The sequence below is a fragment of the Cryobacterium sp. M91 genome (assembly GCF_002929615.1).
In the GTDB taxonomy this organism is placed as follows: Bacteria; Actinomycetota; Actinomycetes; order Actinomycetales; family Microbacteriaceae; genus Cryobacterium; species Cryobacterium levicorallinum.
In genome coordinates, this window is sequence record NZ_PJJT01000068.1 from 1 (window position 1) to 25,441 (window position 25,441).

General features: G+C 64.9%; 22 protein-coding genes and 1 pseudogene. 11 read left to right on the forward strand and 12 right to left on the reverse strand.

The features are described from left to right. The 4 genes and pseudogenes from CXY80_RS19980 to CXY80_RS02785 form a co-directional block, all read left to right on the forward strand. A pseudogene (locus CXY80_RS19980) lies at positions 1–183 on the forward strand (IS30 family transposase); the annotation flags it as partial. 365 nt (positions 184–548) lie between these two features. Further along, entirely contained in the window at positions 549–1,658 is a 1,110-nt protein-coding gene (locus CXY80_RS02775; protein ID WP_104131527.1) for an ATP-binding cassette domain-containing protein, read from the forward strand. Next, positions 1,655–2,638, forward strand: coding sequence for an ABC transporter permease (locus tag CXY80_RS02780; protein ID WP_255411822.1), 984 nt, complete (start codon positions 1,655–1,657; stop codon positions 2,636–2,638). The genes CXY80_RS02775 and CXY80_RS02780 overlap by 4 nt, the downstream gene beginning before the upstream one ends. 37 nt (positions 2,639–2,675) lie before the next feature. Then, positions 2,676–3,068, forward strand: a complete 393-nt coding sequence (locus CXY80_RS02785; RefSeq protein WP_092452011.1) for a VOC family protein — start codon at positions 2,676–2,678, stop codon at positions 3,066–3,068. 43 nt (positions 3,069–3,111) lie between these two features. Here the strand turns inward: CXY80_RS02785 and CXY80_RS02790 are convergent, their stop codons facing one another. Further along, a complete protein-coding gene (locus CXY80_RS02790) occupies positions 3,112–3,963 on the reverse strand; it encodes a LysR family substrate-binding domain-containing protein (RefSeq protein ID WP_369828607.1) in 852 nt (283 codons plus the stop codon). A 67-nt stretch (positions 3,964–4,030) separates the two neighbouring features. Between CXY80_RS02790 and CXY80_RS02795 the strand changes: the two genes are divergently transcribed. Further along, positions 4,031–4,471 carry a DUF5997 family protein gene (locus tag CXY80_RS02795; RefSeq protein WP_092452082.1) on the forward strand — a complete coding sequence of 147 codons (441 nt, stop codon included), beginning with the start codon at positions 4,031–4,033 and terminating at the stop codon, positions 4,469–4,471. A 198-nt stretch (positions 4,472–4,669) separates the two neighbouring features. On the opposite strand, the gene CXY80_RS02800 is transcribed toward CXY80_RS02795, so the two are convergent. Further along, on the reverse strand, positions 4,670–5,335 hold the full coding sequence (locus CXY80_RS02800; protein ID WP_092452007.1) for an alpha/beta hydrolase: 666 nt from the start codon (positions 5,333–5,335) through the stop codon (positions 4,670–4,672). Positions 5,336–5,635: 300 nt separating this feature from the next. Between CXY80_RS02800 and CXY80_RS02805 the strand changes: the two genes are divergently transcribed. Next, the gene (locus tag CXY80_RS02805; protein ID WP_092452005.1) at positions 5,636–6,220 is read left to right on the forward strand and encodes an NUDIX hydrolase family protein; all 585 of its coding nucleotides are present in this window, start codon (positions 5,636–5,638) and stop codon (positions 6,218–6,220) included. Between the two features lie 25 nt (positions 6,221–6,245). On the opposite strand, the gene CXY80_RS02810 is transcribed toward CXY80_RS02805, so the two are convergent. The 6 genes from CXY80_RS02810 to CXY80_RS02835 all read right to left on the reverse strand — a co-directional run bounded on the left by CXY80_RS02810 (position 6,246) and on the right by CXY80_RS02835 (position 12,243). After that, complete coding sequence (locus CXY80_RS02810; RefSeq protein ID WP_092452003.1) at positions 6,246–7,235, reverse strand: nucleoside hydrolase; 990 nt, start codon at positions 7,233–7,235, stop codon at positions 6,246–6,248. A 90-nt stretch (positions 7,236–7,325) separates the two neighbouring features. After that, positions 7,326–7,823, reverse strand: coding sequence for a GNAT family N-acetyltransferase (locus CXY80_RS02815; RefSeq protein WP_104131529.1), 498 nt, complete (start codon positions 7,821–7,823; stop codon positions 7,326–7,328). A 100-nt stretch (positions 7,824–7,923) separates the two neighbouring features. Next, the gene (locus CXY80_RS02820) at positions 7,924–9,534 is read right to left on the reverse strand and encodes a DEAD/DEAH box helicase (protein ID WP_233194876.1); all 1,611 of its coding nucleotides are present in this window, start codon (positions 9,532–9,534) and stop codon (positions 7,924–7,926) included. Positions 9,535–9,891: 357 nt separating this feature from the next. Next, complete coding sequence (locus CXY80_RS02825) at positions 9,892–10,614, reverse strand: leucine-rich repeat domain-containing protein (protein ID WP_158251545.1); 723 nt, start codon at positions 10,612–10,614, stop codon at positions 9,892–9,894. Positions 10,615–10,995: 381 nt separating this feature from the next. Beyond that, entirely contained in the window at positions 10,996–11,634 is a 639-nt protein-coding gene (locus tag CXY80_RS02830) for a DUF1684 domain-containing protein (protein ID WP_104131532.1), read from the reverse strand. 66 nt (positions 11,635–11,700) lie between these two features. Then, positions 11,701–12,243, reverse strand: coding sequence for a hypothetical protein (locus CXY80_RS02835; RefSeq protein ID WP_174775306.1), 543 nt, complete (start codon positions 12,241–12,243; stop codon positions 11,701–11,703). A 44-nt stretch (positions 12,244–12,287) separates the two neighbouring features. Between CXY80_RS02835 and CXY80_RS02840 the strand changes: the two genes are divergently transcribed. Together CXY80_RS02840 and CXY80_RS02845 are read left to right on the forward strand one after the other, a co-directional pair. Further along, entirely contained in the window at positions 12,288–12,728 is a 441-nt protein-coding gene (locus CXY80_RS02840) for an EVE domain-containing protein (protein WP_233194879.1), read from the forward strand. A 30-nt stretch (positions 12,729–12,758) separates the two neighbouring features. Further along, entirely contained in the window at positions 12,759–14,024 is a 1,266-nt protein-coding gene (locus tag CXY80_RS02845) for a hypothetical protein (RefSeq protein WP_104131533.1), read from the forward strand. 75 nt (positions 14,025–14,099) lie between these two features. Here the strand turns inward: CXY80_RS02845 and CXY80_RS02850 are convergent, their stop codons facing one another. From CXY80_RS02850 to CXY80_RS19985, 3 genes are all read right to left on the reverse strand, one after another. Beyond that, entirely contained in the window at positions 14,100–14,612 is a 513-nt protein-coding gene (locus CXY80_RS02850; RefSeq protein ID WP_092451988.1) for a SprT-like domain-containing protein, read from the reverse strand. A 64-nt stretch (positions 14,613–14,676) separates the two neighbouring features. After that, positions 14,677–15,840, reverse strand: coding sequence for a sorbosone dehydrogenase family protein (locus CXY80_RS02855; RefSeq protein ID WP_092451986.1), 1,164 nt, complete (start codon positions 15,838–15,840; stop codon positions 14,677–14,679). 98 nt (positions 15,841–15,938) lie between these two features. After that, positions 15,939–16,151, reverse strand: coding sequence for a hypothetical protein (locus CXY80_RS19985; protein WP_233194881.1), 213 nt, complete (start codon positions 16,149–16,151; stop codon positions 15,939–15,941). Positions 16,152–16,169: 18 nt separating this feature from the next. On the opposite strand from CXY80_RS19985, the gene CXY80_RS19990 reads away from it, so the two are divergent. Continuing rightward, a complete protein-coding gene (locus CXY80_RS19990) occupies positions 16,170–16,481 on the forward strand; it encodes a hypothetical protein (RefSeq protein ID WP_233194883.1) in 312 nt (103 codons plus the stop codon). Positions 16,482–16,560: 79 nt separating this feature from the next. On the opposite strand, the gene CXY80_RS02865 is transcribed toward CXY80_RS19990, so the two are convergent. Beyond that, on the reverse strand, positions 16,561–17,445 hold the full coding sequence (locus CXY80_RS02865; protein ID WP_092451982.1) for a spermidine synthase: 885 nt from the start codon (positions 17,443–17,445) through the stop codon (positions 16,561–16,563). Positions 17,446–17,784: 339 nt separating this feature from the next. Here CXY80_RS02865 and rpoB point away from each other — a divergent pair, with 339 nt between their 5' ends. Together rpoB and CXY80_RS02875 are read left to right on the forward strand one after the other, a co-directional pair. Then, entirely contained in the window at positions 17,785–21,276 is a 3,492-nt protein-coding gene (gene rpoB, locus CXY80_RS02870) for a DNA-directed RNA polymerase subunit beta (RefSeq protein WP_092451980.1), read from the forward strand. A gap of 42 nt (positions 21,277–21,318) precedes the next feature. Next, on the forward strand, positions 21,319–25,242 hold the full coding sequence (locus CXY80_RS02875) for a DNA-directed RNA polymerase subunit beta' (protein WP_092451978.1): 3,924 nt from the start codon (positions 21,319–21,321) through the stop codon (positions 25,240–25,242). The last annotated feature ends 199 nt before the right edge of the window (positions 25,243–25,441 follow it).

A 25,441-nucleotide genomic window follows, 5' to 3' on the forward strand; every position in this document is an offset into this window, starting at 1 on the left:
CTCCTGCGCCAATATTTCCCGAAGGGGACTGACCTCAGCCAGTGGGACCAAGATCACCTCAACGCTGTGGCCGACGAACTTAACGGTCGGCCCAGAGCCTGCCTCAAAGACCGCACACCCCATCAGGCCATGAGACGATTAGGACACAGAACTAAGGCACACACGATTCGCAACGACCAGTAGAAACTGCCGTGTTTCCCCGCATGAATAGTGGCAGGCATGTGACGCGCACGGGCGATTCATCGGCAGTGCACAGCACACTCCGTGTTCGCTGCCAGCCACGTTCCTGAGATCTTCAGAGCAGGGAGCCGATCGCGTCTTCCAATGCCGGGAGACACCGCGGGTATAGCCCTATCGGGGCATGAAGCGAACCGCATCAGTGAATTTGCAGCCCGAAGCTCTCGACCCCGCGCGGTGCGTACTGTCGGTGGCGGTTACCGACGGCAACGATGTGGGTGAGACTGACCTGGGAACCTGAGCCGTGTTTATAAGCCGGGCCCTGCCCAAGATTGGGCGAGCGGTTGTCGATGTCTGAGGGGGTTACTAGCATGGAATCGAACCTGATTGCACCACCCGATCGGCTAGGAATTCCCGTGATCATTGAGGCCCAGGGCTTGACCAAGACCTACCAGTCCAAGAGCGGTCCGGTGCACGCGCTCGCCGGGCTCGACCTGCAGGTTCCGCGCGGTACGGTCAAGGCGCTCCTCGGCCCGAACGGCGCCGGAAAGACCACCGTCGTCAAAATGCTGACAACATTGATTCGACCGGATGCCGGCACCGCCGTTATCGACGGAATCGACGTCGTGCGCCACCCCAAATCGGTGCGGCGCATCATCGGGGTGTCCGGCCAGTACGCCGCCGTCGACGAGAACCTTACCGGGTTCGAAAACTTGGAAATGGTCGGCCGGCTGTATCACCTTGGTGGCCCGGCGGCCCGCAAACGAGCGCAGGAGCTGATCGACCTGTTCGAGCTCACCGCCGCCGGCAATAGGCCAGTCAAGGGGTTTTCCGGCGGCATGCGGCGCCGCATCGACCTCGCGGGGGCGCTCGTGATCAACCCGAAGGTGCTCTTTCTCGACGAACCGACGACCGGGCTCGACCCGCGCAGTCGCATCGCCCTGTGGGACGTGATCAAACGCCTCGTCGCCGACGGCACAACCGTGCTGCTGACCACGCAGTATCTCGAAGAGGCCGACCAACTCGCCGATGACATCGTCGTGATCGACGACGGCCGGGTCATCGCCGAGGGCACCTCCGATCAACTCAAGGCTCAGATCGGCGGGCACCGCGTGGTGGTCGCCCTCGTCGATGCCGCCGACGGCGCGGCCGCCCGCGACATTCTCGCCCGGCACGGATCGGGTGTCCCCTCGATCTCCACCGATGGTCGGGGAGTCGAAGTCGCCGTCACCGACGGCCCCACCGCTCTGCAGAACATGCTCGCCGACCTGCGCGCCGCAGAGGTCACTCTGCACGATGCCGGCATGCGCCGCCCCACCCTGGACGACGTCTTCCTCAAGCTCACCGGTCACAAGGCCGACCTCAACACGGCCGACGATGACGATTCCAGCGGGCCCAAGCTCTCCAAACGGGCAAAGGACAAACGCGACCAGGCGCGGGCAGCGGATGCCTTAGCTGCAGATTTGGAGAGCGTCAAATGAATGCGCGCCACGTTGATACCCCGGCTGAGTCCGTTCCGGCTCAGCCCGCCCCGTCTGCGTCCACTCCCACCGCGTTTGCGATCGCGGACTCTGCCACGACGGAAGTCGCACCGGCCGTGGCCGACGCAAACGGTGAGCGGGCCAGCGCTCGGGTGGCCACCCTGCCCCCGCTCCCCACCTGGAACCCGTTTTCCCTGTGGTATTCCGACGGTTGGACCGTCACCAAGCGCAACATGATCAAGATCAAGCGCTCGCCGGACATGCTCGTGTTCGCCGTGATCCAGCCGATCATGTTCGTGTTGCTGTTCAGTCAGGTCTATGGCGGGGCCATTGCGGTTGCGGGCAGCGACTATACCCAGTTCCTGATGGCCGGCATTTTTGCGCAGACCGTCGTGTTCGGCGCCACCTTCTCGGGTGCTGCAATGGCGCTCGACCTGAAAGAGGGCATTATCGACCGCTTTCGGAGCTTGCCGATGAACGCATCTGCTGTGCTGATTGGGCGCACCAACGGCGACCTGGTGCTGAATACCATCTCCATGGTGATCATGATGGCCACCGGGCTCGCGGTCGGTTGGCGGGTCAACACCTCCCCGCCCGAATTTCTGGCGGGAGTCGGGCTGCTGCTGCTGTTCGGCTACGCGTTCAGCTGGGTGATGGCGCTGCTCGGCATGAGCGTGAAGAGCCCTGAGGTCATCAACAATGCGTCGTTTCTGATTCTGTTCCCGCTGACCTTCGTCTCGAACGCGTTCGTGCCGAGTGAAACCCTGCCGACCGCGCTGCGCGTCTTCGCCGAGTGGAACCCGGTGTCCTCGCTCGTGCAGGCCGTGCGGCAGTTGTTCGGCAACCTCGGCACGGCGCCGGTTCCCGATATCTGGACCATGCAAAATCCGGTGCTGACCGTGTTGATCGGCATTACCGTGATGCTGCTCGTGTTCGTGCCCCTGTGCATCCGTAAGTTCGCGTCGATCAGCTCCCGCTGACCCGGCCAAACCCGCACGACTCTAGAGGGAGTTACCCATGACCGAACATGCCGTAGGTATTATCGCCGGCTTCAGTGGATTCGCGGTCGAAGATCTCGACGCCGCGCGAACCTTCTACGCCGAGACGCTGGGCCTCGAGGTCACGGTGGGCGAGATGGGGATGCTGCGCATTTCACTGCCCGATGGCGCCACCGTGATCGTGTACCCCAAGCCCGATTTCGTGCCGGCCACGTACACGATTCTGAACTTCGCGGTGACCGACCTCGATGCCACCGTCGATGAGCTCACCGAGCGCGGCGTGGAGTTTCTCCGCTACGACGGCTTCGAGCAGAACGACAAAGGGATTGCGGCTGGCGGCGGGCAGGGGCCGGATATCGCCTGGTTCACCGACCCGTCCGGCAATATTTTGTCGGTGTTGAAGAACCCGTAGCAGCGAGGTCGCGCCCAACGCAACCGGTCTCTGGGCATCCGTTCTAGTGCCCGCGACCCTTGCCCTTGTTGGGGTTCTTGGTCGGACGGGTGCGGCCGGGGGCGCTCTCGGTTCTCTTGCGTACGGCCGGTTTGGCTTTCGCTGCGGCGACCCGGATGGCTTTGGCGGCGGCCTTGGCTTTGTCGGTCTTCTTGGGCTTGCGTGGCGGCTTGGCCGGGCGCCCGTCGCTGCGAAGCTCGGGCTGCGCTTCGTCTGCGAGAGCGGCCGCGTCGGCGGCACCGGCATCCGTTCGTGAACTCGCCTTGGAACGACCACGCACGATGCCGATGAATTCCTCGATGTCCTCGGTGGTTTCGCGGGTGATCCAGGCGAGGGCGATCTGGGTGTCCGGGACGCCGGTAACCGGGCGGGAGACGACGTCTTTGCGGCCGTACAGCCGGGCGATCGAGTGCGGCACAATGATGATGCCGACGCCGGCGGCAACCTGCTCCATGGTTTCGTCCAGGTCGCGCATCGGCGGCAGGGGGCGGCGGGTGCCGTCGCGCACCTCGTCGGCGAGGTCGCGCCATTCGGGCACGTCGTCGGGGTCTTGCAGCAGATGCTCCCCGGCCAGATCGGCCAGCAGCACGGTCGCGGCCTGCTCGATCGTGTGATCCTTCGACGCGACTACGACCGGGATCTCGTTGTACAGGTTGATGACGCTCAGATTGGTTTCATCGATCGGCAGGCGCACCAGGCTGACCTCGGCCCGACCGTCGTGCAGCACCGAAATTTGCTCGTCAGTTTCGGTGCGAAACACGGTGAGGGGCACGTCGGGGCGGCGGTCGCCCCAGATCCGGGTCCATTTGGTGGGGGTGACACCGGCGACGAAGGCGATGGAAAAGCTCACCGGCATCCTTTCTAGTAGTAGTTGAGGGGCTATTTGCCCAAATGATGGCCCCCTCAGGCTATACGCTTGAACAATGAGTTCCGAGAAGAAGCCCCAGACCATGAAGCCCGCCACGGCGGCCCAGAAACTCGGGATTCTGCTCGACGCGGCACCGGCCGAGTTCCAGACCGAATTTGTCAGCCGCACCGAGCTCGCCGAGCTCATGGCGAACCCGCCGGAGTGGCTGGCGCTGCTGCGCACCAACGGTCCGCACCCGCGCCAGGTCGTCGCCGCCAAGCTCGGCGTCTCGATTTCCGGCCTGGCCCGCAGCGAGATCACCGACCCGCTGACCACCGCCGAGATTTCCGCCCTGCTGCAGCAGCCGCCGGCCTGGCTCGTGCTGGAGCGTTCCACCCAGGCCGGCGTGCGCGCCGACCAGATCGCGGTGAAAGACCGCGACGCCCACCGCGCGGCTAAGAAGGCGCACGTCGAGCGCCAGGCTTCGCAGGAGCAGGCCAAGCGCGACCGCTCCTAGCGCTTGAGCGTTGCGGGGGCGTAAATCGTCCGGTTGGGGACGGTTGTAGGACGATTTGCGATCCCTCACCCGGGCTTCCACATCGGCTGGCGTCTGGCACGTCCGCTCCTTTCGGTACGGGCGCGGCGCGGCGGTGACCGCCTGCTGTCGTGACTGAGCGTGGATGCCGCGCTGCGGCATCCACTCGGCTGAGCGTTTCTAGGCGGCCGGCCTGGACGCGGCGTCGGAGTACTGTGTGCGCAGAAAGTTGACGACGTCGCCGAGCTCGACCTGCGAGATCGAGTGCGGCAGACCCTCGTAGATGCGCTCGGTGAGGGTGCTGTGCCCGGGCAGCCAGGCCTGGGTGCGTTCGATCGCGCTGGTCGGAATCACGGTGTCGGCGGTTCCGCGACCCCAGAACACGGGGACCGGCCGCTCGGCCAGCTCGGCGTCGCTGTGCTGCGGTCCGCTGGCGAGGAATCCGGAGAGGTTCACCGCGAAGCTGAAGCGGTCGGGCGCGGCGCGCAGCAGCTCGAGCGCCATTGCTCCCCCCTGCGAGAACCCGAGCAGACCGATCGACGGCGGCTGCTGCGGCAGGGCGTCGAGCCAGTCGAGCACCGCGGTTACGGCCGCCGCGACGGGGGCCGGGTCGGGGCTGCCCGGCTCCGCGATCGGAAACCAGGCCCAGCCGTCGGTGACCGGCGCCGGTGCCTGCAGGGGCGCGCGCAGGGCCGCGATCACCGGCTCAAGCGGCAGGTGCGGTGCGAGGGAGAACAGGTCGCCCTCGTGCGAGCCGTAGCCGTGCAGGATGAGCAACAAGGGGCGGTCAGCCTGGTCGGCGCCGGTGGCCGACCAGAGAACGGCGGCGTTATCGATGGTGGTCATAGCTTCCTCCAAATAGCTCGCGACTCGTGGACGCCGCGCACTCCCATACTTCCATTGCCGTGCCGTCCAGACGTGCCGCGTCGATGATCATCTCGAACTATGTCAGCCGGTTGCTCGGCATAACTCCTGCAGAAAATTGACGTGCGCGACCCGATGGCAGCAAATCATTGGAGAGGCGGCCGAGCACCGCGCGAATTGCAGGAGTTATGCGCGTGGTGCGGGAGGGGGCCGGCCCACGGCAGTCCGGGCGGAGCGGCTCGCGAGTGCGCGCGCGGAGCCCACGTAGGAGAGAATGGCATCATGAGCGTGCGAACCCCTGACCCAGACCCGGACTGGACGCCGAAGCCCCCCGCAGGAGCCCCGAACACGAATCCGGGCTGGCTGAAGGACGTTGAACTGGCGGAGATTCGTCGTCGCCTGCCGATTCTCTACATTGAGGCCGTGCCCGTGCGGGTTGACGGTCTCGGCCAGGTCGTCGAGGTCGGTGTGCTGCTCCGTGCCCGTTCAACCGGCGAGATGACCCGCACCCTCGTTTCCGGCCGGGTGCTCTATGGCGAGACCTTGCGCGATGCGCTTTTTCGTCACCTCGAGAAGGACCTCGGCCCGATGGCCTTCCCGCAGCTTCCGGTCAGCCCGGTGCCGTTCACCGTTGCGGAGTACTTTCCGCTGCCGGGAATTACCGCCTACACGGATGACCGCCAGCACGCCGTCTCGCTGGCCTACGTCGTTCCCGTCACCGGTACCTGCGACCCGCGACAGGATGCCCTCGAACTCACCTGGATGACGCCGACCGAGGCCGTGTCACCGGGAGTGTCGGCCGAGATGGAAGGCGGTCGCGGCGCCCTGCTGCGCGCCGCGATGGCGTCGGTCGGCCTGCTCTACTGAGCCGGGCGGCAGCATCCGCTCACCGCTAGGCGGGCTGCGGCAGCGCCGAACCGAGGCCGAGCGTGTCGAGGAACAGGCGCGCGTAGCGGTCGACATCGACGTCGAGCGCGACCTCAGCGACCTCCCAGTCGCCGGCCAGGCCGTGCATGATGTCTTCCCCCGGATGCGTGCGCTTGTCGACCAGGGTCTGCCCGCGGCCGTAACCCGCAAGCTGCACGCGTAACGGCAGCATCTGGGTGGTTAACGCGCCCGGATCGACGAGGGCGCAGATCGCCCCGGCATCACCGATCAGGCCGGTGTATTCGGCGTTGCGCCCCGAGCCGAGGGCGATCCGGTTGCTGAGCAGCCGGCCGACGACCTGGGCGAGATTTGACTCGCTGCGCACGAGTGACAGAGCGACCTGCTCGCCGATCGCGACCTGATTGAACACGTCGAGCCCATACATGAAGGTGGGCACCCCGGAATCGAGCACGATGGCCGCGGCCTCCGGGTCGTGCCAGACGTTGAACTCGGCGACCGCGGTGGCGTTGCCGACCGTCGTGGAACCGCCCATGAAGACGATGCGCTCAATATTTTTGACCAGATCGGGGTACTGGCGCAGCAGCAGGGCAAGGTTTGTCTGCGGAGCGAGCCCGACCAGGGTGACCGGGCGGGGGCTGTCCAAAATCAGCCGGCGCATGAGCTCGATCGAGCTGATGGACTCGGCCGTGCGGTCGGTCGGCGGCAACTGCAGTGTGCCGAGGCCGCTCTCGCCGTGCACGTGCGAGGCCGATCTGGCCGGTTCCAGTAGGGGGCGGCGGGCGCCGGCCGCGACCGGAATGGACGGCGCGTCGGCGACGTCGAGCACGCGCAGGGTGTTCTCGACGACGCGGTCGAGTGAGGCATTTCCGGCCACGCAACTGATGCCGAGCACGTTGATGCCGGGGTGCTTGACCGCGAACAGGATGGCCAGGGCGTCGTCAACGCCGGTGTCAACGTCGAGGATGACGGGGATTGCCGCCGTGGAATTAGTCATCAGATCACCCTATTGGGTCTGGTGTGCCCCAGATCCCCGTAGGTGGGTTTGCTCCCCTTATCGGCTCATTCTGCACTCCTGAGCAGACCCTCAGCGAACCAGACGCACCTCGTGCAGCATTTCGCCGAGAACCTCTTCGGTCTTCTCCCGACCGTCAGCCGTGTAGCCGTTGCGCGCGTAGAAAGCGTGGGCGCGCGGGTTATCGGCGGCCACCCAGAGCACCGACGGGCCGGCATCGACGACGGCGTCGAACAGCAGTCGGCCGACGCCGACGCCGTGGTGCGCATTGAGCAGGTACATGACCTTCAATTCGCGAGTGGATGCCGGCAGGTCGTCTTCCTGACCCGGGGCGCTCGCAGCGAAACCGATGATCTCGCCGCTGCCGTCGACGGCGACGACCTGTCGGTACTCGTGACCGAGCTTGGTGATGCCGTGCCACATCGTGGCGAGACGCTCCGGTCGCAGGTGGGACAACGCGGCCTGGCTGAGTAGGTGATCATAGGTTTCATGCCAGCAGGCGGCGTGTACGCGGCCCAGGTTTTCGGCATCCGCTTCTTCTACGGGTCGAACGACAACTGTGGTGTTCATGATTCGACACTATCCGTCTTTGCGGGCGGTCCCGGACACACGAATGGGCCGGCCTCCGAAGAGACCGGCCCAATTGTTTCAAGGGGATGCTGCTGGCCGTTTATCCCTGCGAGCGGCGGGGAGCGGAGCGGCCTGCTCCGCCCGAGCCGGGTCCGCGAACGAGTCCGCCGACCTGGAGGCTGCCGACGCGAGCGCCGCCCGAGCGGCCAGCGGCCGAACCCGAGCGGGGAGCGCTGGAGGCAGCGCCGGCCGGACGGCCGGTGCGCTCGCGACGAGCGCCACCGGCGGGAGCCGAGTCGCGGCTGCGGCCGCCGTCGTTACGGTCGGTGCGGGCACCGCCCTGGCTTGCGCCGGAGCGGCCGGCGCCGGCATCGCGGCCGCCCTCTGAACGGCCACCCTGTGAGCGACCGCCTTCGGAACGGCCACCCTGTGAACGACCGCCCTGCGAACGTCCGCCCTGCGAACGGCCACCCTGCGACTGGCGCTGCTGCTGCGGCGCTTCGACGCGGGGAGCCGGCTTGACATAGGCAGCAACATCGCCGACGAGGGCGTCGACGGCGGGGGAGGAAGCATCCACGCGCTGCGGGGTCACCTTAATGGCGGCCTTGCGCAGCAGAGCGTCGGTGTCGCGCTTCTGCTCGGGCAGCACGACGGTGACGACGTCACCGGCGCTGCCGGCGCGGGCGGTACGGCCCGAACGGTGCAGGTACGCCTTGTGCTCGGCCGGCGGGTCGACGTGGATGACGAGTTCGATGTCGTCGACGTGCACGCCGCGAGCGGCGACATCCGTTGCGACGAGAACCTTGACCGTGCCGGCGCTGAACGCGGCGAGGTTGCGGTCACGGGCCACCTGTGAGAGGTTACCGTGCAGGTCGACGGACGGGATGCCAGCGTCGGTGAGGCTCTTGGCGAGCTTCTTGGCCTGGTGCTTGGTGCGCATAAAGAGGATGCGACGGCCTGAGCCGCTCGCCAGCTTCTGCACGAGGTCCTTCTTGGCATCGACGCCGGCGACCTCGAACACGTGGTGGGTCATGGCCGAGACGTGGCTGTTGGCCTCGTCGACGGAGTGCATCACGGGGTCGTGCAGGAAGCGCTTGACGATCTTGTCCACGCCGTTATCGAGGGTGGCGGAGAACAGCATGCGCTGGCCGTTGCCGGGAGTCTTATCGAGGATGCGGGTGACGACGGGCAGAAAGCCGAGGTCGGCCATGTGGTCGGCCTCGTCGAGCACAGTGATCTCAACCGAGTCGAGGTTCACGAAGCCCTGCTTCATGAGGTCTTCGAGGCGGCCGGGGCAGGCCACGACGATGTCGACGCCGGCCTTGAGCGCGGTGACCTGGCGGCCCTGCGAGACGCCACCGAAGATCGTGGTGGTGTTGAGGCCGTAGGCCTCGGCGAGCGGGGTGATGGCGTTGGTGATCTGCGTGGCGAGCTCGCGGGTCGGCGCGAGGATCAGGCCGAGCGGGCGGCCCGGGCGACGCTTGCCGCCGGCTAGAATGCCGCCGAGGCGCGAGACCATCGGAATGGAGAAGGCCAGGGTCTTGCCCGAGCCGGTCTTGCCGCGGCCGAGCACGTCGCGGCCATTCAGGGTGTCCGGAAGGGTGTCGACCTGAATCGGGAAGGCGGTGTCGATTCCCTGGGAAGAGAGAACCTTTACCAGGGGAGCCGGCACGCCGAGCGTGCTGAACGTTGTGGACAAATCTGTAGACAAAATGGTGCCTTTCGGGCATCAGTCTCCCCGCCCGTTCGAATTATCGCGCAGCGATAAGCAAACCAGGAGGATTCACATGGCGAAGGTGCCGAAGGGCACATCCGTTCGCCGTAAGAATGTTTCATTCGAAAAATCAGGTCAGCCCTGGTGGGCCGCCAGATAGAGAAGAGGGCGTTCTACGACGCAGCAAGCGCAACTACGCACTCGCAAGTGCTCCTACTCTAGCGGATGCTGTCAAATCGGCCCACCCGCGGCATCCGTTGCACTGCCGCACGGCTGCGCCGCACCGTGCAGACCCGGTGGTCGCGCGCCGTCTCAAGACTGCGCGCGAAAAACTGGGCTTCTCACCCCGGATAACTACTGGAATTCGATCGTGTCGACCACGCTGTCGTAACCCAGCCAGGTCGGCGATGTGAATCCGCCCTCGGCGTTGCGCTGTGACGAGTAATAGACGACCAAGCCGCTTTCGGTGTCGAAAGTCGGGGTGCCCCGATCGAGACGGCTGTGGATCGATGGCGCCGTGCCGGCGAACGTCGCGGCGGCCAGCGGTGCTCCGGAGAATGCACCTTGTCCGATGGCCGTCATCGAACCCGGAATGGCGATGCGAGTCAGCTCGGTCTCTTCGAAGGCATAGGCACCGATCTCGGTGAGCCCTTCGTGCAAGGTGACCGATCTGAGGGGATTGTTGGCGAACGCCCCGTTGCCGAGAGTGGTGACCGACGCGGGAATCTCAACGGTGCTTAACTCGTTGCCGGCAAAAGCGCCCTCCCCAATGAATGTGAGCGATTTGGAGAACAGGATAGTCGTCAGATTGTCATTGATGAAGGCCCAACTGCCAATGGTCGTCACGTTCTCGCCAATCGAGACGGCGTCGAGGGTGACCGCGCTGAAGAATTCGTCAGCGACCGCAGTGACGAGATACTCGTCGAGGCCGTTCCAGACCGAATCGGGAATGACGACGGTCGACGGGCCGTCGTAGCCGATTGCTACCACCGTTCCGGGTTCGGCGCAGTACGCGTAGGTGATGCCGCTGTCCGCGGTGAAGCAGTTTTCGTCGTGTACCGGTCGAGTGGTCGTCACCAGCAGCCTCGCGACCCGACGACCCTCACCAGCGCACGGCAGGCCAGGCACAGCCCCCGTCGATCGTTGAAACCATCCAACATGCGGCCTCCGTTTGTAGGTGACTTCGAGTTGTTTACGACCTATGGGTTCGCAGCTTCAGAAGCCCTTCGGCACAGGCGGAAATTCAGCATATGTCTTACCTTGGTCGCACAGCCAGGGTCACAACACTGGGCCTGACCGCGAGGACTACCGGGATTTGGCCGCTGTCGATGCACCGGCGCGCGGCAGCGTGCGGTCGGCGCGCCCAATAGGCGTCAGAAAATCGCTGCACGGCGGGCTGGTGGATTCACCCGAGGTGTTACAGCTACTGGCGTTTACGCACTCGGATACCGCTGGGAGTCAGGAGTGGTCGCCGTGGTAGAGCTCGCCGACGGGCACGTCGACGTCGATGATATTGCCGCTCTGCGGCAGCGGGCAGGCCCACATCGGGTCGTACGCGCAGGAGGGGTTGTAAGCAAAGTTGAAATCGAGAATGAGGGTGTCGTCGTCGACCCCCGGGCCGAGGTCTGCACCCTTGATGGTGTCGAGCAGGTAGCGTCCGCCGCCGTAAGTTCCGCCGCTTTTGCCGGCCAGGGCATCTTTCAGCGGCAGGAACAGGCCGCCGCCGTAGCTTGCGAGCCGCCACACGTCGAGCGAACCAAGGTAGGGCAGGTGCACGGTGCCGACCAGGTCGAAGGGCACGGTGCCGTCCGTGCCAGTTTCCACGTTCATGCGATGGGACTGCTCGGAGCGGTGCACCTGGACTTCAAACCGCCAGTCCGGGTCGTACGCGGCAATGGGAAGCCCGGTGAAGGCCGAACGGTCGTCGGGCAATAACGGCGACGACGGATGCCCCGCAAACAGTTCATCCCGCCCCGACCGCCACAATTCGTGGCCGCTTTTCGGGCTGCTCACGCTGAGCTGGCGCACCCCCGCGTACAAACCGGTCACACGCCGACGCCAGTCCGCGATCTGCAAGGCCCCCAGGGAAGAACTCATGGTGGCTACGCTACCGCTGGCGGGCCCGATGCATAGAGGAGATGGCGCGGGGAAACTGCGGAAGCGCTAGTTGCCGTCGTCGGACTCCCGCTGCGACAGCGGCACAAAGTTGGGGTCGTCGATGCCCACGTCGTGCTGCCAGGTGGGGGCGAGGGACTTGAGGCGCAGCATCCGCCATTGCCAGAACGCCCAAAACGTCGGCCAGAGGGCGATCGTGGCCGGGCGGCCGCGAAAAATGAGCTGGTCCCGGTAGAGGGTTTTGCCGGTGCCAGCCGGGTCGGGCGCGATCGCCATGCGGTGATCCCAGAGCGTGACCGCACTCAGCGCGCCGGAGACGCCGCGACCGGTATCGCGCAGAATGCGCACGCCGTCGGGCCGGTGCGTGGAGTTGGCAAGGCGAATGATCTGGGTTCCCATCGGCACCAGGCCGAGCATGGAGAACACGGCGGGGTGTTCGCCCGGTTCCCACCGGGTGGGAAACCCGTCGGGTTCGAGAGACTCGACCGCCATGAACGGGCTGCTCACCTCGCGAAAGACGGCGGGGCTGTGGATGGCGTGCCAGGCAGCATCCGGTGTGCAGTCCAGAATCTCTTTCAGGAGTACTCGCATCTGCTTAGTTTGGTGTGTGCGTGGCATGCGGTACAACTAGGAATGTGGCAATTCGGTTCTGGCTCGGCGTTGTGCACCGCGAGCACGTGCTGCGCGGTGTCGATTTGGGCATCGCCCGCGCCAATCGCGGCGCCGGGGACCTGATCGCGCAGATGGGCGAGGCCGACGGCATCGTCTACTACTCCCCGAAAACTGCGATCGAGGGCGATCCGCTCAAGGAATTCACGGCCATCGGCCGAATAGCGGATGCCTATGCCTACCAGGTGGGCGACCCCGCGAACGAGTTTCGGCCCTGGCGACGCCGGGCCGACTACGATCTGGATGCCTGGCCAACCAGCATCCGCCCGCTACTGCCCGTGCTACAGCTCACCCGCGGAAACCCGGACTGGGGCTTCCAGCTGCGCCGCGGCGTGCTCGAGATTTCGCGGCACGACTTCGAGATGATTCGGCAGCAGATGCGGCGGCCCTCTGCCGACGACCGGTAGCGCCCAGTAACCTTCATTAGACTCACGGCTATGAATGGCGATCTCTGGTGGGTACCCTCGGTCATCGTTATCGGCCTCGTGTTGGCCGGAGTCTGGGCGCTGGTGGCAGCTTCGCGGCGGCGCACCCGGGCTCGGATCGGGCAGGTGAACGCTGAGGCGGCTCTTCTCGCCCGCAGCGCGGCGATCAGCCTGGTTCGCGCCGACGATCTGGTGCAAGACGCGACCGACGAGCTCGGCTTCGCCATCGCCCAGTTCGGCGAGTCTTCGACGCGGGAATTCGCCACGGCGCTCAGCACGTCGAAACGCCAGCTCAGTGATGCTTTCGCGCTGCAGCAAAAGCTCGACGACGCCGTGCCGGACACCGCTGCCGAACGCACCCGCTGGAACCAGCAGATCATCCAGCTCGCCGACGAGGCCACGGGCCGACTGACCGGCCAGGCGCGTAATTTCACCGCCAGGCGCGGCGTGGAACGCAACGCCCCGCAGCAACTCGACGAACTGCGCCGACGCCTCGATCGCGTGTCCGACCGGATCGCCGGCGGAGCGAACACGCTCGCCCGGCTCGGTTTGAGTTATTCGCCGCCGGCGCTCGCTGTGATCAGCGGCAACGTTTTGCGGGCGCAAACCGCACTCGACCTGGCCGCGGCGGCCGCCGATGCTGGCGCTGCGCGCCTCGAGGCCGCGTCGTCCGAACCGGTGGGGGAGCAGCTGCAGTCCGCCGAGCACTCCCTGTTTCAGGCGACACAACTGCTCGACGCGATTGAAACCGGCGAGGACTTGCTGCACCGTGGTTTCGCGAACTTGCAGCAGGCACTGGATGCTGCCGGCTCGGAACTCGCGCAGGCGCGAGCCCTGCGCGACGGTCACGAAGAATCCGATACGAGCGCGTCCCTGAACCTCGTCATCACCGCGGCGGCAGCCGTGCAGGCGCAATTGCGGGAGCCCGGGAGACTCAGCGACCCATCCTCGGATCTCGTGAAGCTGGAGGCGGCGATGAACGGGCTGGACAGCATCCGTTCGGAGGCACGCAATCGGCAGTTGCGGCTCGAGAACGCCCGCACCGCCCTGGCCGGCGCGCTGCTCACCGCCCGCAGCCAGATTACGATCACCCGCGACTTCGTGTCCACCCATCGCGGTCGGGTGCAGGCCGCCGCGCGCACCCGTTTGGCCGAGGCTGAACGGCAGCTCGCGCTCGCCGTGGCCGAGGCCGACCCGGTGACCGCGCTGGATACCGCTCGTCGAGCGATGATGCACGCCACGGATGCCGACGCCCTCGCCCGCTACGACGTGCACTGAACGCGTGCGCGCCGACCTGGTGCGCCCTGAACGTCTGGGCGCTGAACGTCTGGGCACTGACCCTGGGCGCTGAACTCAGCCGACCGGCGGGAGCCTAGGGCCGGCCGAGGCCGCGGCCCGACGCCGGATCGCCGGCGTGATTTCGCGGCGTAACCAGCTGATGGCGTGGGCCTGATCGAATCGGCGGGCGCAGAGTCCACAGGCCAGCGGCCGGGTGGGCTGCCGATACCGAAAATGGGTGTGTCCGGCGGGGCAGGTGCCCACCCAGGGGGCGAGTTCGTCGGCGATCTCGCCGTCGTGGGTGCGCTTGCCGTCGTAGCCAAGGTCGAAGGCCACCTTCTTCCAGCGCGGACCATGCCCGGCAGGCGGCCCGGCCAGGGCGTGCGCGAATTCGTGCAGCAGGATCTGGTGCACGTCGTCGTCGGCATAGCGGGAGGCGAGGTAGCGCGACACCGTGATGTGCTTCGCGCTGAAATTGCACAGGCCGGCACGTTTTTTCGCGTTGTCGAAGCCGAAGGTCCAGCTGGGGTCGAGGTGCAGCACGATGAGCGCGTCGGCCCAGCGTCGCACCTGGGCGAGATCGGCCATCAGGGCGCCGCCGTTTCCCCGAGGCAAGCGGGGGTCTGAGCGAGATCAGACGTCGGGAAAGACATCAGGGCGCCACCGCCACTTGCAGGAGCCGGTCGTCTTCAGCCGCCGGGGAGCCCCGGCCATCCGTGTTATTACTCACGAACCACAGTGTGCCAGCCGGCCCCGACACCACGTCGCGCAACCGGCCGTATCCGTTGACAAACCACTCGGTGGGGGTGTCGGTGGAGGATGTGCTCAGAATCGGGATGCTCCACAACCGTTGCCCGCGCAGGCTCGCCATGAAGATGGTGTCGTTCACGATGGCGATGCCGCTCGGGCTCGCTACGTCCGTCGACCACTGACGTTCCGGGTCGAGATACGCCGGGTCGCCGGCCCGGCCCTCGACCAGCGGCCAGCCGTAGTTGCCGCCGGGAACGATGCGGTTGAGTTCGTCCCAGGTGTTTTGCCCGAACTCACTCGCCCACAGCTGGCCGCGCGAATCCCAGGCCAGGCCCTGTGGATTCCGATGCCCGAATGAGTACACCAGCGTGCCGAACGGGTTGTCCGCTGGCACGGCACCGGTCGGTGTCATTCGCAAAATCTTGCCGCCGAGCGAGTCCAAGTCCTGGGAATTGACGGTGTCTCCGGCGTCCCCGACCGTGGCGTAGAGCAGTCCGTCGGGGCCGAACGCGAGGCGGCCACCGTTGTGATTGCCGGCTCGGGGGATGGAATCGAGCACGAGGGTGGGTGCCCCGAGGGTGTGGCTGCCGGGGGAGCCGGCCAACGGCATCCGTTCGATGCGGTTGTCGGCCGCCGTTGAGTAGTAGGCGTACACCCAGCCAATGCCGCCCGGGGCCGCCCGGTCGGCGAGAAAGGCGAGGCCGAGCAGCCCGCCCTCACCGCTCGGGCGCGCCGCAGCGACGGTGCCGGCGTCGCGCAGACTGCCGTCGGCCAGCAGTTCGCGAAGCCGGGTGGTGTCGCGTTCGCTGATGAGCGTGGCGCCGTCGGGCAGTCGCAGAATCGACCACGGAGCCTGAAGCCCCGACGTGATCACGACCGGTTCGCCGACCGGATGCACCGGTGCGAGCGGGTCAGCACCGGCATCCGTTGCGCTCGGCGTCGGTTGGGCCGGTGTCGTGGTGGTCGGAGTGGCGCGCGGATCCGCAGCGCTGCACGCGGTCAGGGTGAGAATCACGAGCACGGCCGTGCCCACCGCACGCCGCCGCCGCTCGGTCGGATCGGTCACCGGTCACCTCGCCTTCGTCGTGAACACAGCATGCCGCTTAACGCGTGCGGCGGCCAGTAGCTGGCCCCGGGCCCGTTCACTCGCGGCGGGACTGCAGGTCAGGCCTGAGCGCTGCGAGCAGCAATGTGCTGCTCGACGACGGCAACGGCCAGCAACGAGCTGTCGAGTTCGTCGGCGTCGGCGCCGTCTTTCTCACGCAGAAACACGGCGGCAGTGAAGTCGGCGAGGGCGCCATCGAGGTTGTCCTGGTCGAAGTACACCTTGCCGCGGTGCTGGCGGGCATAGGCGGCGAGGCGGCTCCACTCGTGCACCTCGGAGTCGAGTATGCAATGCGTCAACTCGCTCGCGGCCTCGACGAGCTTGCCCTGAAATTGCAGGACCTGCGCCCGACGGATGCGACTGGCCACCGCCTGCTCCCGGTTGCCGGTGAAGCGCGACTGGCGCACGGCCTCGTTGGCCACTTCCCAGGCTTCATCGAGCCGGCCGACGAGGCGCAGCAGGGCGACCTTTTCGTTCAGCGCGGCCAGGCTGCGCAGGGTGCCGAGTTCTTCAAGCCGCTCACCGGCGGCCTGAAGGTCTACTTTTTCGCGCAGGGTGATGGGGTCGTAACCGATGATGAAACTCAGGGTGTGTTCCTGTAATGACGAAGGCGGACGCGGCCGCGCGGAGAAATGACGGGTGCCCCCAGAGTACCGCCGCCCGCGGGCATCCGGTCGCCGGCTAGTGCCCGATCTGGAAGACCGTGCGGCCGGGCAGCGGCGACTGCGTCGACGTCTCGTCGGTCGCCACGAGCGAACCGGCCATGAACTGCTTGAGTTCGGTTCCCTCGATCACCTTTGCCGGGTGCGGACCGTTGGCCAGCAGCCGCGGAATCCAGTTGAGGTCGATCGGCGTGTGCGCTGCGATGAACACGATGTTGCCGAACCGGCGCCCCTTGAGCACCTGCGTCTCGGCGAATCCGATCACGTGCGGAAACACCGCCGAGAGGGTTGCGGCCTGGCCGCGCGCGAACGCGAGGCCGGGGCCATCCGCTACGTTGACGGCAAGTACGCCGCGTGAAGACAGCAGCGGGGCGGCGAGCGCGAAAAACTCGCGGCTCGTGACGTGCTTCGGGGTGCGCGCCCCGGAGAAAATGTCGACCACGACGAGGTCGACCGCGCCCTGCAGCCCGTCGGGAAGCTTGCCGAGCACCTCGCGGGCATCGCCATGGCGCACGCGCAGCTGGGCGCGTTTGTCCCACGGCAGCACTTCCCGAACCAGGTCGATCAAATCGCTTTCGATCTCGACCACCTGCTGGCGCGAGCCCGGCCGGGTCGCCTCGACGTAGCGCGGCAAGGTGAGCGCGCCGGCCCCGAGGTGGACGGCGGTGATCGGCTCGTGCGGGTCGCCGAGCAGGTCGATGACGTGCCCGATGCGCTGGATGTACTCGAAGAACAGCTCATCCGGGTGATCGATGTTCACGTGTGACTGCGGGGTACCGTCGACCACGAGCTGAAAGCTGCCGGGGGTGAAACGGTCGGGTTCGATCACCGCAGTGTGTCCGCTCAACTTCAACACGACAGACGGATGCCCCTCCGTCACCTCACCCTTACGCCCAGTACTCATCGTCCTAGTCTGCGCCCTGTCTGCGTGCCCGCGCCGCAGCATCCGCTTCGCGAAAGCGCAAAAAGTGCCCGATTGAGAGTGTCAAACGGGCACTTTTTGCGCTCTCGCGAGAAGACGGAGGGTGTTATACCTGAGAGTTTGCAGATTTGCAACAATTAGGTGGACATGACGCGAATGGGGGCATATAGTTGATCCTTGCGCTCCCAGACAAACTATGCCTTCATATTGCGGTCGGCTTTGCGTGTTCAAGCCACCTTGAGGCACACCTCTTATGAGGGTCTGCGGAGTCATCACCAATAACAGTAACTAGACCTGACGGGGTCCACGGAGGTTATTTCCTTGGCTGCTGCGCGCAACGCAACCACCAACTCACCCAAGAACGGCCGCTCGCACGAGCGTCTGTCGTTCGCAAAGATCAGCGACCACTTGAACGTTCCGGATCTGCTTGCTTTGCAGACCGAGAGCTTCGACTGGCTCGTCGGCAACGACATCTGGAAGGCTCGCGTCGCCGAAGCCCAGGCTGCCGGACGCCAGGACCTGCCGAATCGCACCGGGCTCGATGAGATCTTCGAGGAGATCTCTCCCATCGAGGACCTCGGCGAAACGATGCAGCTGTCCTTCACCAACCCGGAGCTCGAGCCGGAGAAGTACACCATTGACGAGTGCAAGGAAAAGGGTAAGACCTACTCCGCACCCCTCTACGTGAACGCTGAGTTCATGAACCACCTCACCGGTGAGATCAAGACTCAGACCGTGTTCATGGGTGACTTCCCGTTGATGACCCCCAAGGGCACCTTCGTGATCAACGGCACCGAGCGTGTCGTCGTGTCGCAGCTGGTGCGCTCCCCGGGCGTGTATTTTAACCGCGAGCAGGAGAAAACGTCTGACAAGGACATCTACTCCGCCCGTGTCATCCCGAGCCGTGGTGCCTGGCTTGAATTCGAGATCGACAAGCGCGACCAGGTTGGCGTGCGCATCGACCGCAAGCGCAAGCAGTCCGTGACCGTGTTCCTGAAGGCCCTCGGCCTCACCAGCGAGCAGATCCTCGAAGAGTTCAAGGGCTACGCGTCCATCGAGCTCACCCTCGAGAAGGACAACATCCTCACCAAGGAAGAAGCCCTCAAGGACATCTATCGCAAGCTGCGCCCCGGCGAGCAGGTTGCCGCCGAGGCTGCGCGTGCGCTCCTCGACAACTTCTTCTTCAACTCCAAGCGCTACGACCTGGCCAAGGTTGGTCGTTACAAGATCAACCGCAAGCTCGGCCTCGAAGCTCCGCTGAGTGACTCCGTACTGACGCTGGCGGACATCCTGGCCACCATCAAGTACCTCGTCGCCCTGCACGACAACCAGACCACCCTTCCGGGTCTGCGCGACGGCAAGATGACCGACATCAACATCGACATCGACGACATCGACCACTTCGGTAACCGTCGTATCCGTGCCGTCGGCGAGCTCATCCAGAACCAGGTGCGCACCGGCCTGTCCCGCATGGAGCGCGTTGTTCGCGAGCGCATGACCACGCAGGACATCGAAGCGATCACCCCGCAGACGCTGATCAACGTGCGCCCTGTCGTCGCCGCGATCAAGGAGTTCTTCGGTACGTCGCAGTTGTCGCAGTTCATGGACCAGAACAACCCGCTCGCCGGACTGACGCACAAGCGTCGCCTGTCCGCGCTGGGCCCGGGTGGTCTGTCCCGTGACCGCGCTGGCGTCGAGGTTCGAGACGTTCACCCCTCGCACTACGGCCGCATGTGCCCCATTGAGACCCCTGAGGGCCCGAACATCGGCCTGATCGGTTCGCTCGCCTCGTTCGCGCAGATCAATGCGTTCGGTTTCATTGAGACGCCGTACCGTCGGGTGCTGAACAACAAGGTCACCGAGACGATCGACTACCTCACCGCGAGCGAAGAGGACGACTTCATCGTCGCCCAGGCCAACGCGCCGCTCACCAAGGACTCGCACTTCGCCGAGGCCCGCGTGCTCGCCCGTAAGAAGGGTGGCGAGGTCGACCTCGTTCCCGCTGAAGACATCGGCTACATGGATGTCTCGCCGCGCCAGATGGTGTCGGTCGCGACCAGCCTCATCCCGTTCCTCGAGCACGACGATGCAAACCGCGCACTCATGGGTGCCAACATGCAGCGTCAGGCTGTGCCGCTGCTGCTCAGCGACAGCCCGCTCGTCGGAACCGGCATGGAGGTCTACACGGCCATCGACGCCGGTGACGTGCTCACCGCGCTGAAGCCCGGTGTGGTCTCCGAGGTGTCGGCTGATGTCGTCACCATCCAGCTCGATGAGGGCGGCACGCAGGACTACTACCTGCGCAAGTTCAGCCGCTCCAACCAGGGCACGAGCTTCAACCACCGCGTGATCGTCAACGCCGGTGAGCGGATCGAAGCCGGCGAGGTTATCGCCGACGGACCCGCCACCGACCAGGGAGAACTCGCCCTCGGAAAGAACCTGCTCGTGGCATTCATGCCGTGGGAAGGCTACAACTTCGAGGACGCGATCATCCTGAGCCAGAACCTGGTCAAGGACGACACCCTCTCCTCGATTCACATCGAAGAGTACGAAGTGGATGCCCGCGACACCAAGCTGGGTAAGGAAGAGATCACTCGCGACCTTCCCAACGTGTCGCCGGACTTCCTCGCCGACCTCGACGAGCGTGGCATCATTCGCATCGGAGCCGAGGTTCGCCCCGGCGATATCCTCGTCGGCAAGGTCACGCCCAAGGGCGAGACCGAGCTGTCTGCCGAGGAGCGCCTGCTGCGCGCCATCTTCAACGAGAAGAGCCGCGAAGTTCGCGACACGAGCTTGAAGGTTCCCCACGGTGAGCGCGGCACCATCATCGGTGTCAAGGTGTTCGACTCGCAGGACGGCGACGACGAGCTTGGCAGCGGCGTCAACCAGCGCGTGGTCGTGTTCATCGCCCAGAAGCGCAAGATCACCGAGGGTGACAAGCTCGCCGGCCGTCACGGCAACAAGGGTGTTATCTCCCGCATTCTGCCGATCGAGGACATGCCGTTCCTCGCCGACGGAACCCCGGTTGACATCATCCTTAACCCGCTCGGTATCCCCGGTCGCATGAACTTCGGCCAAGTGCTCGAAACCCACCTCGGCTGGATTGCGAAGCAGGGCTGGAACGTCGAGGGCAAGCCGAAGTGGGCTGCTCGTCTTCCGGAGCACGCCTTCAGCGCCGCACCCGGCACGAAGGTCGCCACCCCGGTATTCGACGGTGCGCTCGAGATCGAGATCGAGGGTCTTCTAGACTCCACGACCTTAACCCGCGACGGCGAACGCCTCATCGGTTCCTCGGGCAAGACCCAGCTCTTCGACGGCCGCTCCGGCGAACCGTTCCCGATGCCGGTGTCCGTTGGATACATGTACATCCTGAAGCTCCACCACCTCGTCGACGACAAGATCCACGCTCGCTCGACCGGCCCGTACTCCATGATCACGCAGCAGCCGCTGGGTGGTAAGGCGCAGTTCGGTGGACAGCGTTTCGGTGAGATGGAGGTGTGGGCGCTCGAAGCATATGGAGCCGCTTACGCCCTGCAGGAACTCCTGACCATCAAGAGCGACGATATCCTCGGCCGCGTCAAGGTGTACGAGGCCATCGTCAAGGGTGAGAACATCCAGGAACCCGGCATTCCCGAGAGCTTCAAGGTTCTTATCAAGGAAATGCAGTCGCTCTGCTTGAACGTCGAAGTACTTTCGGCCGATGGCACCGCAGTCAGCCTGCGCGACACGGATGACGAGGTGTTCCGTGCTGCGGAAGAACTCGGCATCAACATTTCCACCCGGTTTGAGTCGTCGTCCATCGACGACATCTAAGCCCGGTCCAAAGAAACTTCGAAAACTTTCCAAGGAGAGAAATTGCTCGACGTAACAACATTTGACGAGCTTCGTATTGGCCTGGCTACCGCAGACGACATCCGTCGTTGGTCGCACGGTGAGGTCAAGAAGCCCGAAACTATCAACTACCGCACGCTCAAGCCGGAAAAAGACGGCCTGTTCGGCGAGCAGATCTTCGGACCCTCACGGGACTGGGAATGCTCGTGTGGCAAGTACAAGCGTGTTCGCTTCAAAGGCATCGTCTGCGAGCGTTGCGGTGTAGAGGTCACGAAGTCGTCGGTGCGCCGTGAGCGCATGGGCCACATCGAACTCGCTGCCCCGGTCACGCACATCTGGTACTTCAAGGGTGTGCCCTCGCGTCTCGGTTACCTGCTGGACATGGCTCCGAAGGACCTCGAAAAGGTCATCTACTTCGCCGCCTACATGGTCATCACGGTGGACGAAGACGGTCGCCACCAGGACATGCCCGGCCTGGAGAACGAGCTGCGTCTCGAACTGAAGACCATTGAGTCCAGCCGCGACTCGCGCATCGCCGATCGCCTGCAGCGCCTTGAAACCGACCTCGCAGCACTGGAGGCCGAAGGCGCCAAGAGCGACCAGAAGAAGCGCACCAAAGACGCCGCTGAAAAGGAAATGGGCCAGATTCGCAAGTCTCTGGACGAGCAGGTTGCTCACCTCGAGCGCGTCTGGGAAGACTTCCGCACCCTCAAGGTCGGCGACCTGAAGCCGGAAGACTCCGTCTTCCACGAGCTCCAGGACCGTTTCGGCATGTACTTCGAGGCCTACATGGGCGCCGAAGCCATCAAGAAGCGCCTTGAGGCCTTCGACCTGGTCACCGAGAGCGAAAACCTGCACCTGCAGATCGCTGAGGGCAAGGGTCAGAAGAAGATCCGCGCCATTAAGCGTCTGCGCGTGGTCAACGCGTTCATCATGACCGGCAACTCGCCGGCCGGAATGGTGCTCGACGTCGTTCCGGTGCTCCCGCCGGAACTCCGCCCGATGGTGCAGCTCGACGGTGGCCGCTTCGCGACTAGCGACCTCAACGACCTCTACCGTCGTGTGATCAACCGCAACAACCGCCTGCGTCGTCTGCTTGACCTCGGTGCTCCCGAGATCATTGTCAACAACGAGAAGCGGATGCTGCAGGAGGCCGTCGACGCACTGTTCGACAACGGTCGCCGTGGTCGCCCGGTCACCGGAACCGGTAACCGTGCCCTGAAGTCCCTGAGCGACATGCTCAAGGGAAAGCAGGGTCGTTTCCGCCAGAACCTGCTCGGCAAGCGCGTGGACTACTCCGGCCGTTCGGTCATCGTGGTCGGCCCGCAGCTCAAGCTGCACCAGTGTGGTCTGCCCAAGCAGATGGCACTCGAGCTGTTCAAGCCGTTCGTGATCAAGCGCCTGATCGATCTGAGCCACGCTCAGAACATCAAGGCTGCCAAGCGCATGGTCGAGCGTTCGCGTCCGCAGGTCTGGGACGTGCTCGAGGAGATCATCCGCGAGCGCCCCGTTATGCTCAACCGTGCACCCACCCTGCACCGCCTCGGCATCCAGGCCTTCGAGCCTCAGCTCGTTGAAGGTAAGGCAATCCAGCTGCACCCGCTCGTTTGCGCGGCGTTTAACGCCGACTTCGACGGTGACCAGATGGCCGTGCACCTGCCGCTGTCGGTTGAGGCCCAGGCCGAGGCTCGCATCCTGATGCTCGCCTCGAACAACATCCTCAAGCCGTCCGACGGCCGCCCGGTGACCCTGCCCACCCAGGACATGATCATCGGTCTGCACCACCTCACCACGATGAAGGAAGGTGTGGTCGGAGAAGGCCGCGCGTTCTCCACCGTGTCAGAGGCGATTCTCGCGTTCGACCAGAAGACGCTCGACCTGAACGCCAAGGTGCGCATCCGCTTGACCGACAAGTACTTCACCGAGGGCACCCAGCCCGAAGGCGTCGAGCTCGTCAACGGTCAGGCTGTCGGCACCGTTCTCGTCACGACGAGCCTCGGTCGCGCCATCTTCAACGAGGCGCTTCCGGCCGACTACCCGTACTTCGAAGACGTTGCCAACAAGGTCACCATGTCGACCATTGTCAACGACCTCGCGGAGCGGTACGTCAAGGTTGAGGTTGCTGCAACCCTCGACCGGATCAAGGATGCCGGTTTCTACTGGGCAACCCGAAGCGGTGTGACCGTAGCGCTCAGCGACATTCTGACGCCTCCGAACAAGAAGGAGATCGTCGCTGGCTACGAGAAGCAGGCTGCCAAGGTTCAGGGCCAGTTCGACAAGGGTCTGACGACCGACCTCGAGCGTCGCCAGGAGCTCATCCAGATCTGGACTCGTGCCACGGAAGATGTCGCCGCAGCGATGCAGGCGAACTTCCCGGCCGACAACACCATCAACCGCATGGTGACGTCTGGTGCTCGTGGTAACTGGCTGCAGGTGCGTAACATCGCCGGCATGCGAGGCCTCGTGAACAACCCGAAGGGTGAGATCATCCCTCGCCCGATCATCTCGAGCTACCGCGAGGGCCTGTCCGTCGCCGAGTACTTTATTGCTACTCACGGTGCTCGTAAGGGTCTGGCCGACACGGCTCTGCGTACCGCCGACTCGGGGTACCTCACCCGTCGTCTGGTGGACGTCTCGCAGGACGTCATCATCCGTGAAGACAACTGTGGAACGACGAAGGGCCTTGACCTGCCGATCGCCGGAACCGATGCCACGACCGGTGCGCTCCTGCGGGGCGACGACGGCGGCCTCCTGGTCGACTTCAACGTCGAGAACGCGGTCTACGCTCGCAGCCTGGCCGCAGCCGCGGTCAACGCTGCCGGTGAGGTCATTGCCGACGCCGGAGACGACGTCGGAGACGTGCTCATCGCGAAGCTCATCGCCGGTGGTGTCGAAACCATCAAGGTGCGTTCCGTGCTGACCTGTGAGTCTGCCGTCGGTGTCTGTGCTGTCTGTTACGGCCGGTCGCTCGCCACGGGCCAGCTCGTCGACATCGGTGAGGCCGTCGGTATCATCGCCGCACAGTCCATCGGTGAGCCCGGCACCCAGCTGACCATGCGTACCTTCCACACGGGTGGGTCGGCATCCGCTGACGACATCACCCAGGGTCTGCCGCGTGTTCAGGAGCTGTTCGAAGCGCGTACCCCCAAGGGTGCGTCGCCCATCGTCGACTCCGCCGGACGCATCACGATTGAGGATTCGGACAAGGGCCGCAAGGTCATCCTGACCCCCGACAGTGGCGACGAAGCAATCGCCTACCCGGTGCTCAAGCGTTCAACCCTCCTCGTTGAGGATGGCCAGCACGTTGAGCTGGGGCAGCAGATCATCATCGGTGCCGTCGACCCGAAGGAAGTTCTTCGCGTCAAGGGTGTTCGCGCGGTGCAGAAGCACCTCGTCTCCGGTGTGCAGGAGGTCTACCGTTCGCAGGGTGTACCGATTCACGACAAGCACATCGAGGTCATCGTTCGTCAGATGCTTCGCAAGGTGACCGTCGTCGAACACGGCGACACCGGACTGCTCCCGGGCGAGCTCGTTGACCGGTTGAAGTACAACGACCTCAACCGCACCGCGCTGACCGAGGGCAAGAAGACGGCATCCGCTCGCCAGGAGGTCATGGGTATTACCAAGGCTTCCCTCGCGACCGAGTCCTGGCTGTCGGCCGCTTCCTTCCAGGAGACCACCCGGGTTCTGACCCAGGCGGCCATGGAAGGCAAGAGCGACCCGCTGATGGGCCTCAAGGAGAACGTCATCATCGGTAAGTTGATCCCCGCCGGCACCGGCCTTCCTCGTTACCGCGACGTCACCGTCGAGGCAACGGAAGAAGCCAAGGCTGAGCGTTACCCGAACCGCATCTTCACCGAAGATGCCACGTTCAACGAGGGTGACCTGAGCTTCGTCGACTTCGACAGCTTCTCGTCGGATGACCTCACTCCTGGTACGTACAACTAGTATCCGGTAGCTCTCAACGGATGGCCCCTGCTTCGGCAGGGGCCATCCGTCGTTAACGTGAAAGACCAGACAAATGGATGCCGTGGACTGGCCGCAGCACCACCAAGTCCACCTTGTGACTCCGGGCCCGCGCCCCGAACGGGAAGAAGGGGGCGACCTGCAAGGTAACGGGATTCTGGGGCGGGGACGTATACTCAGG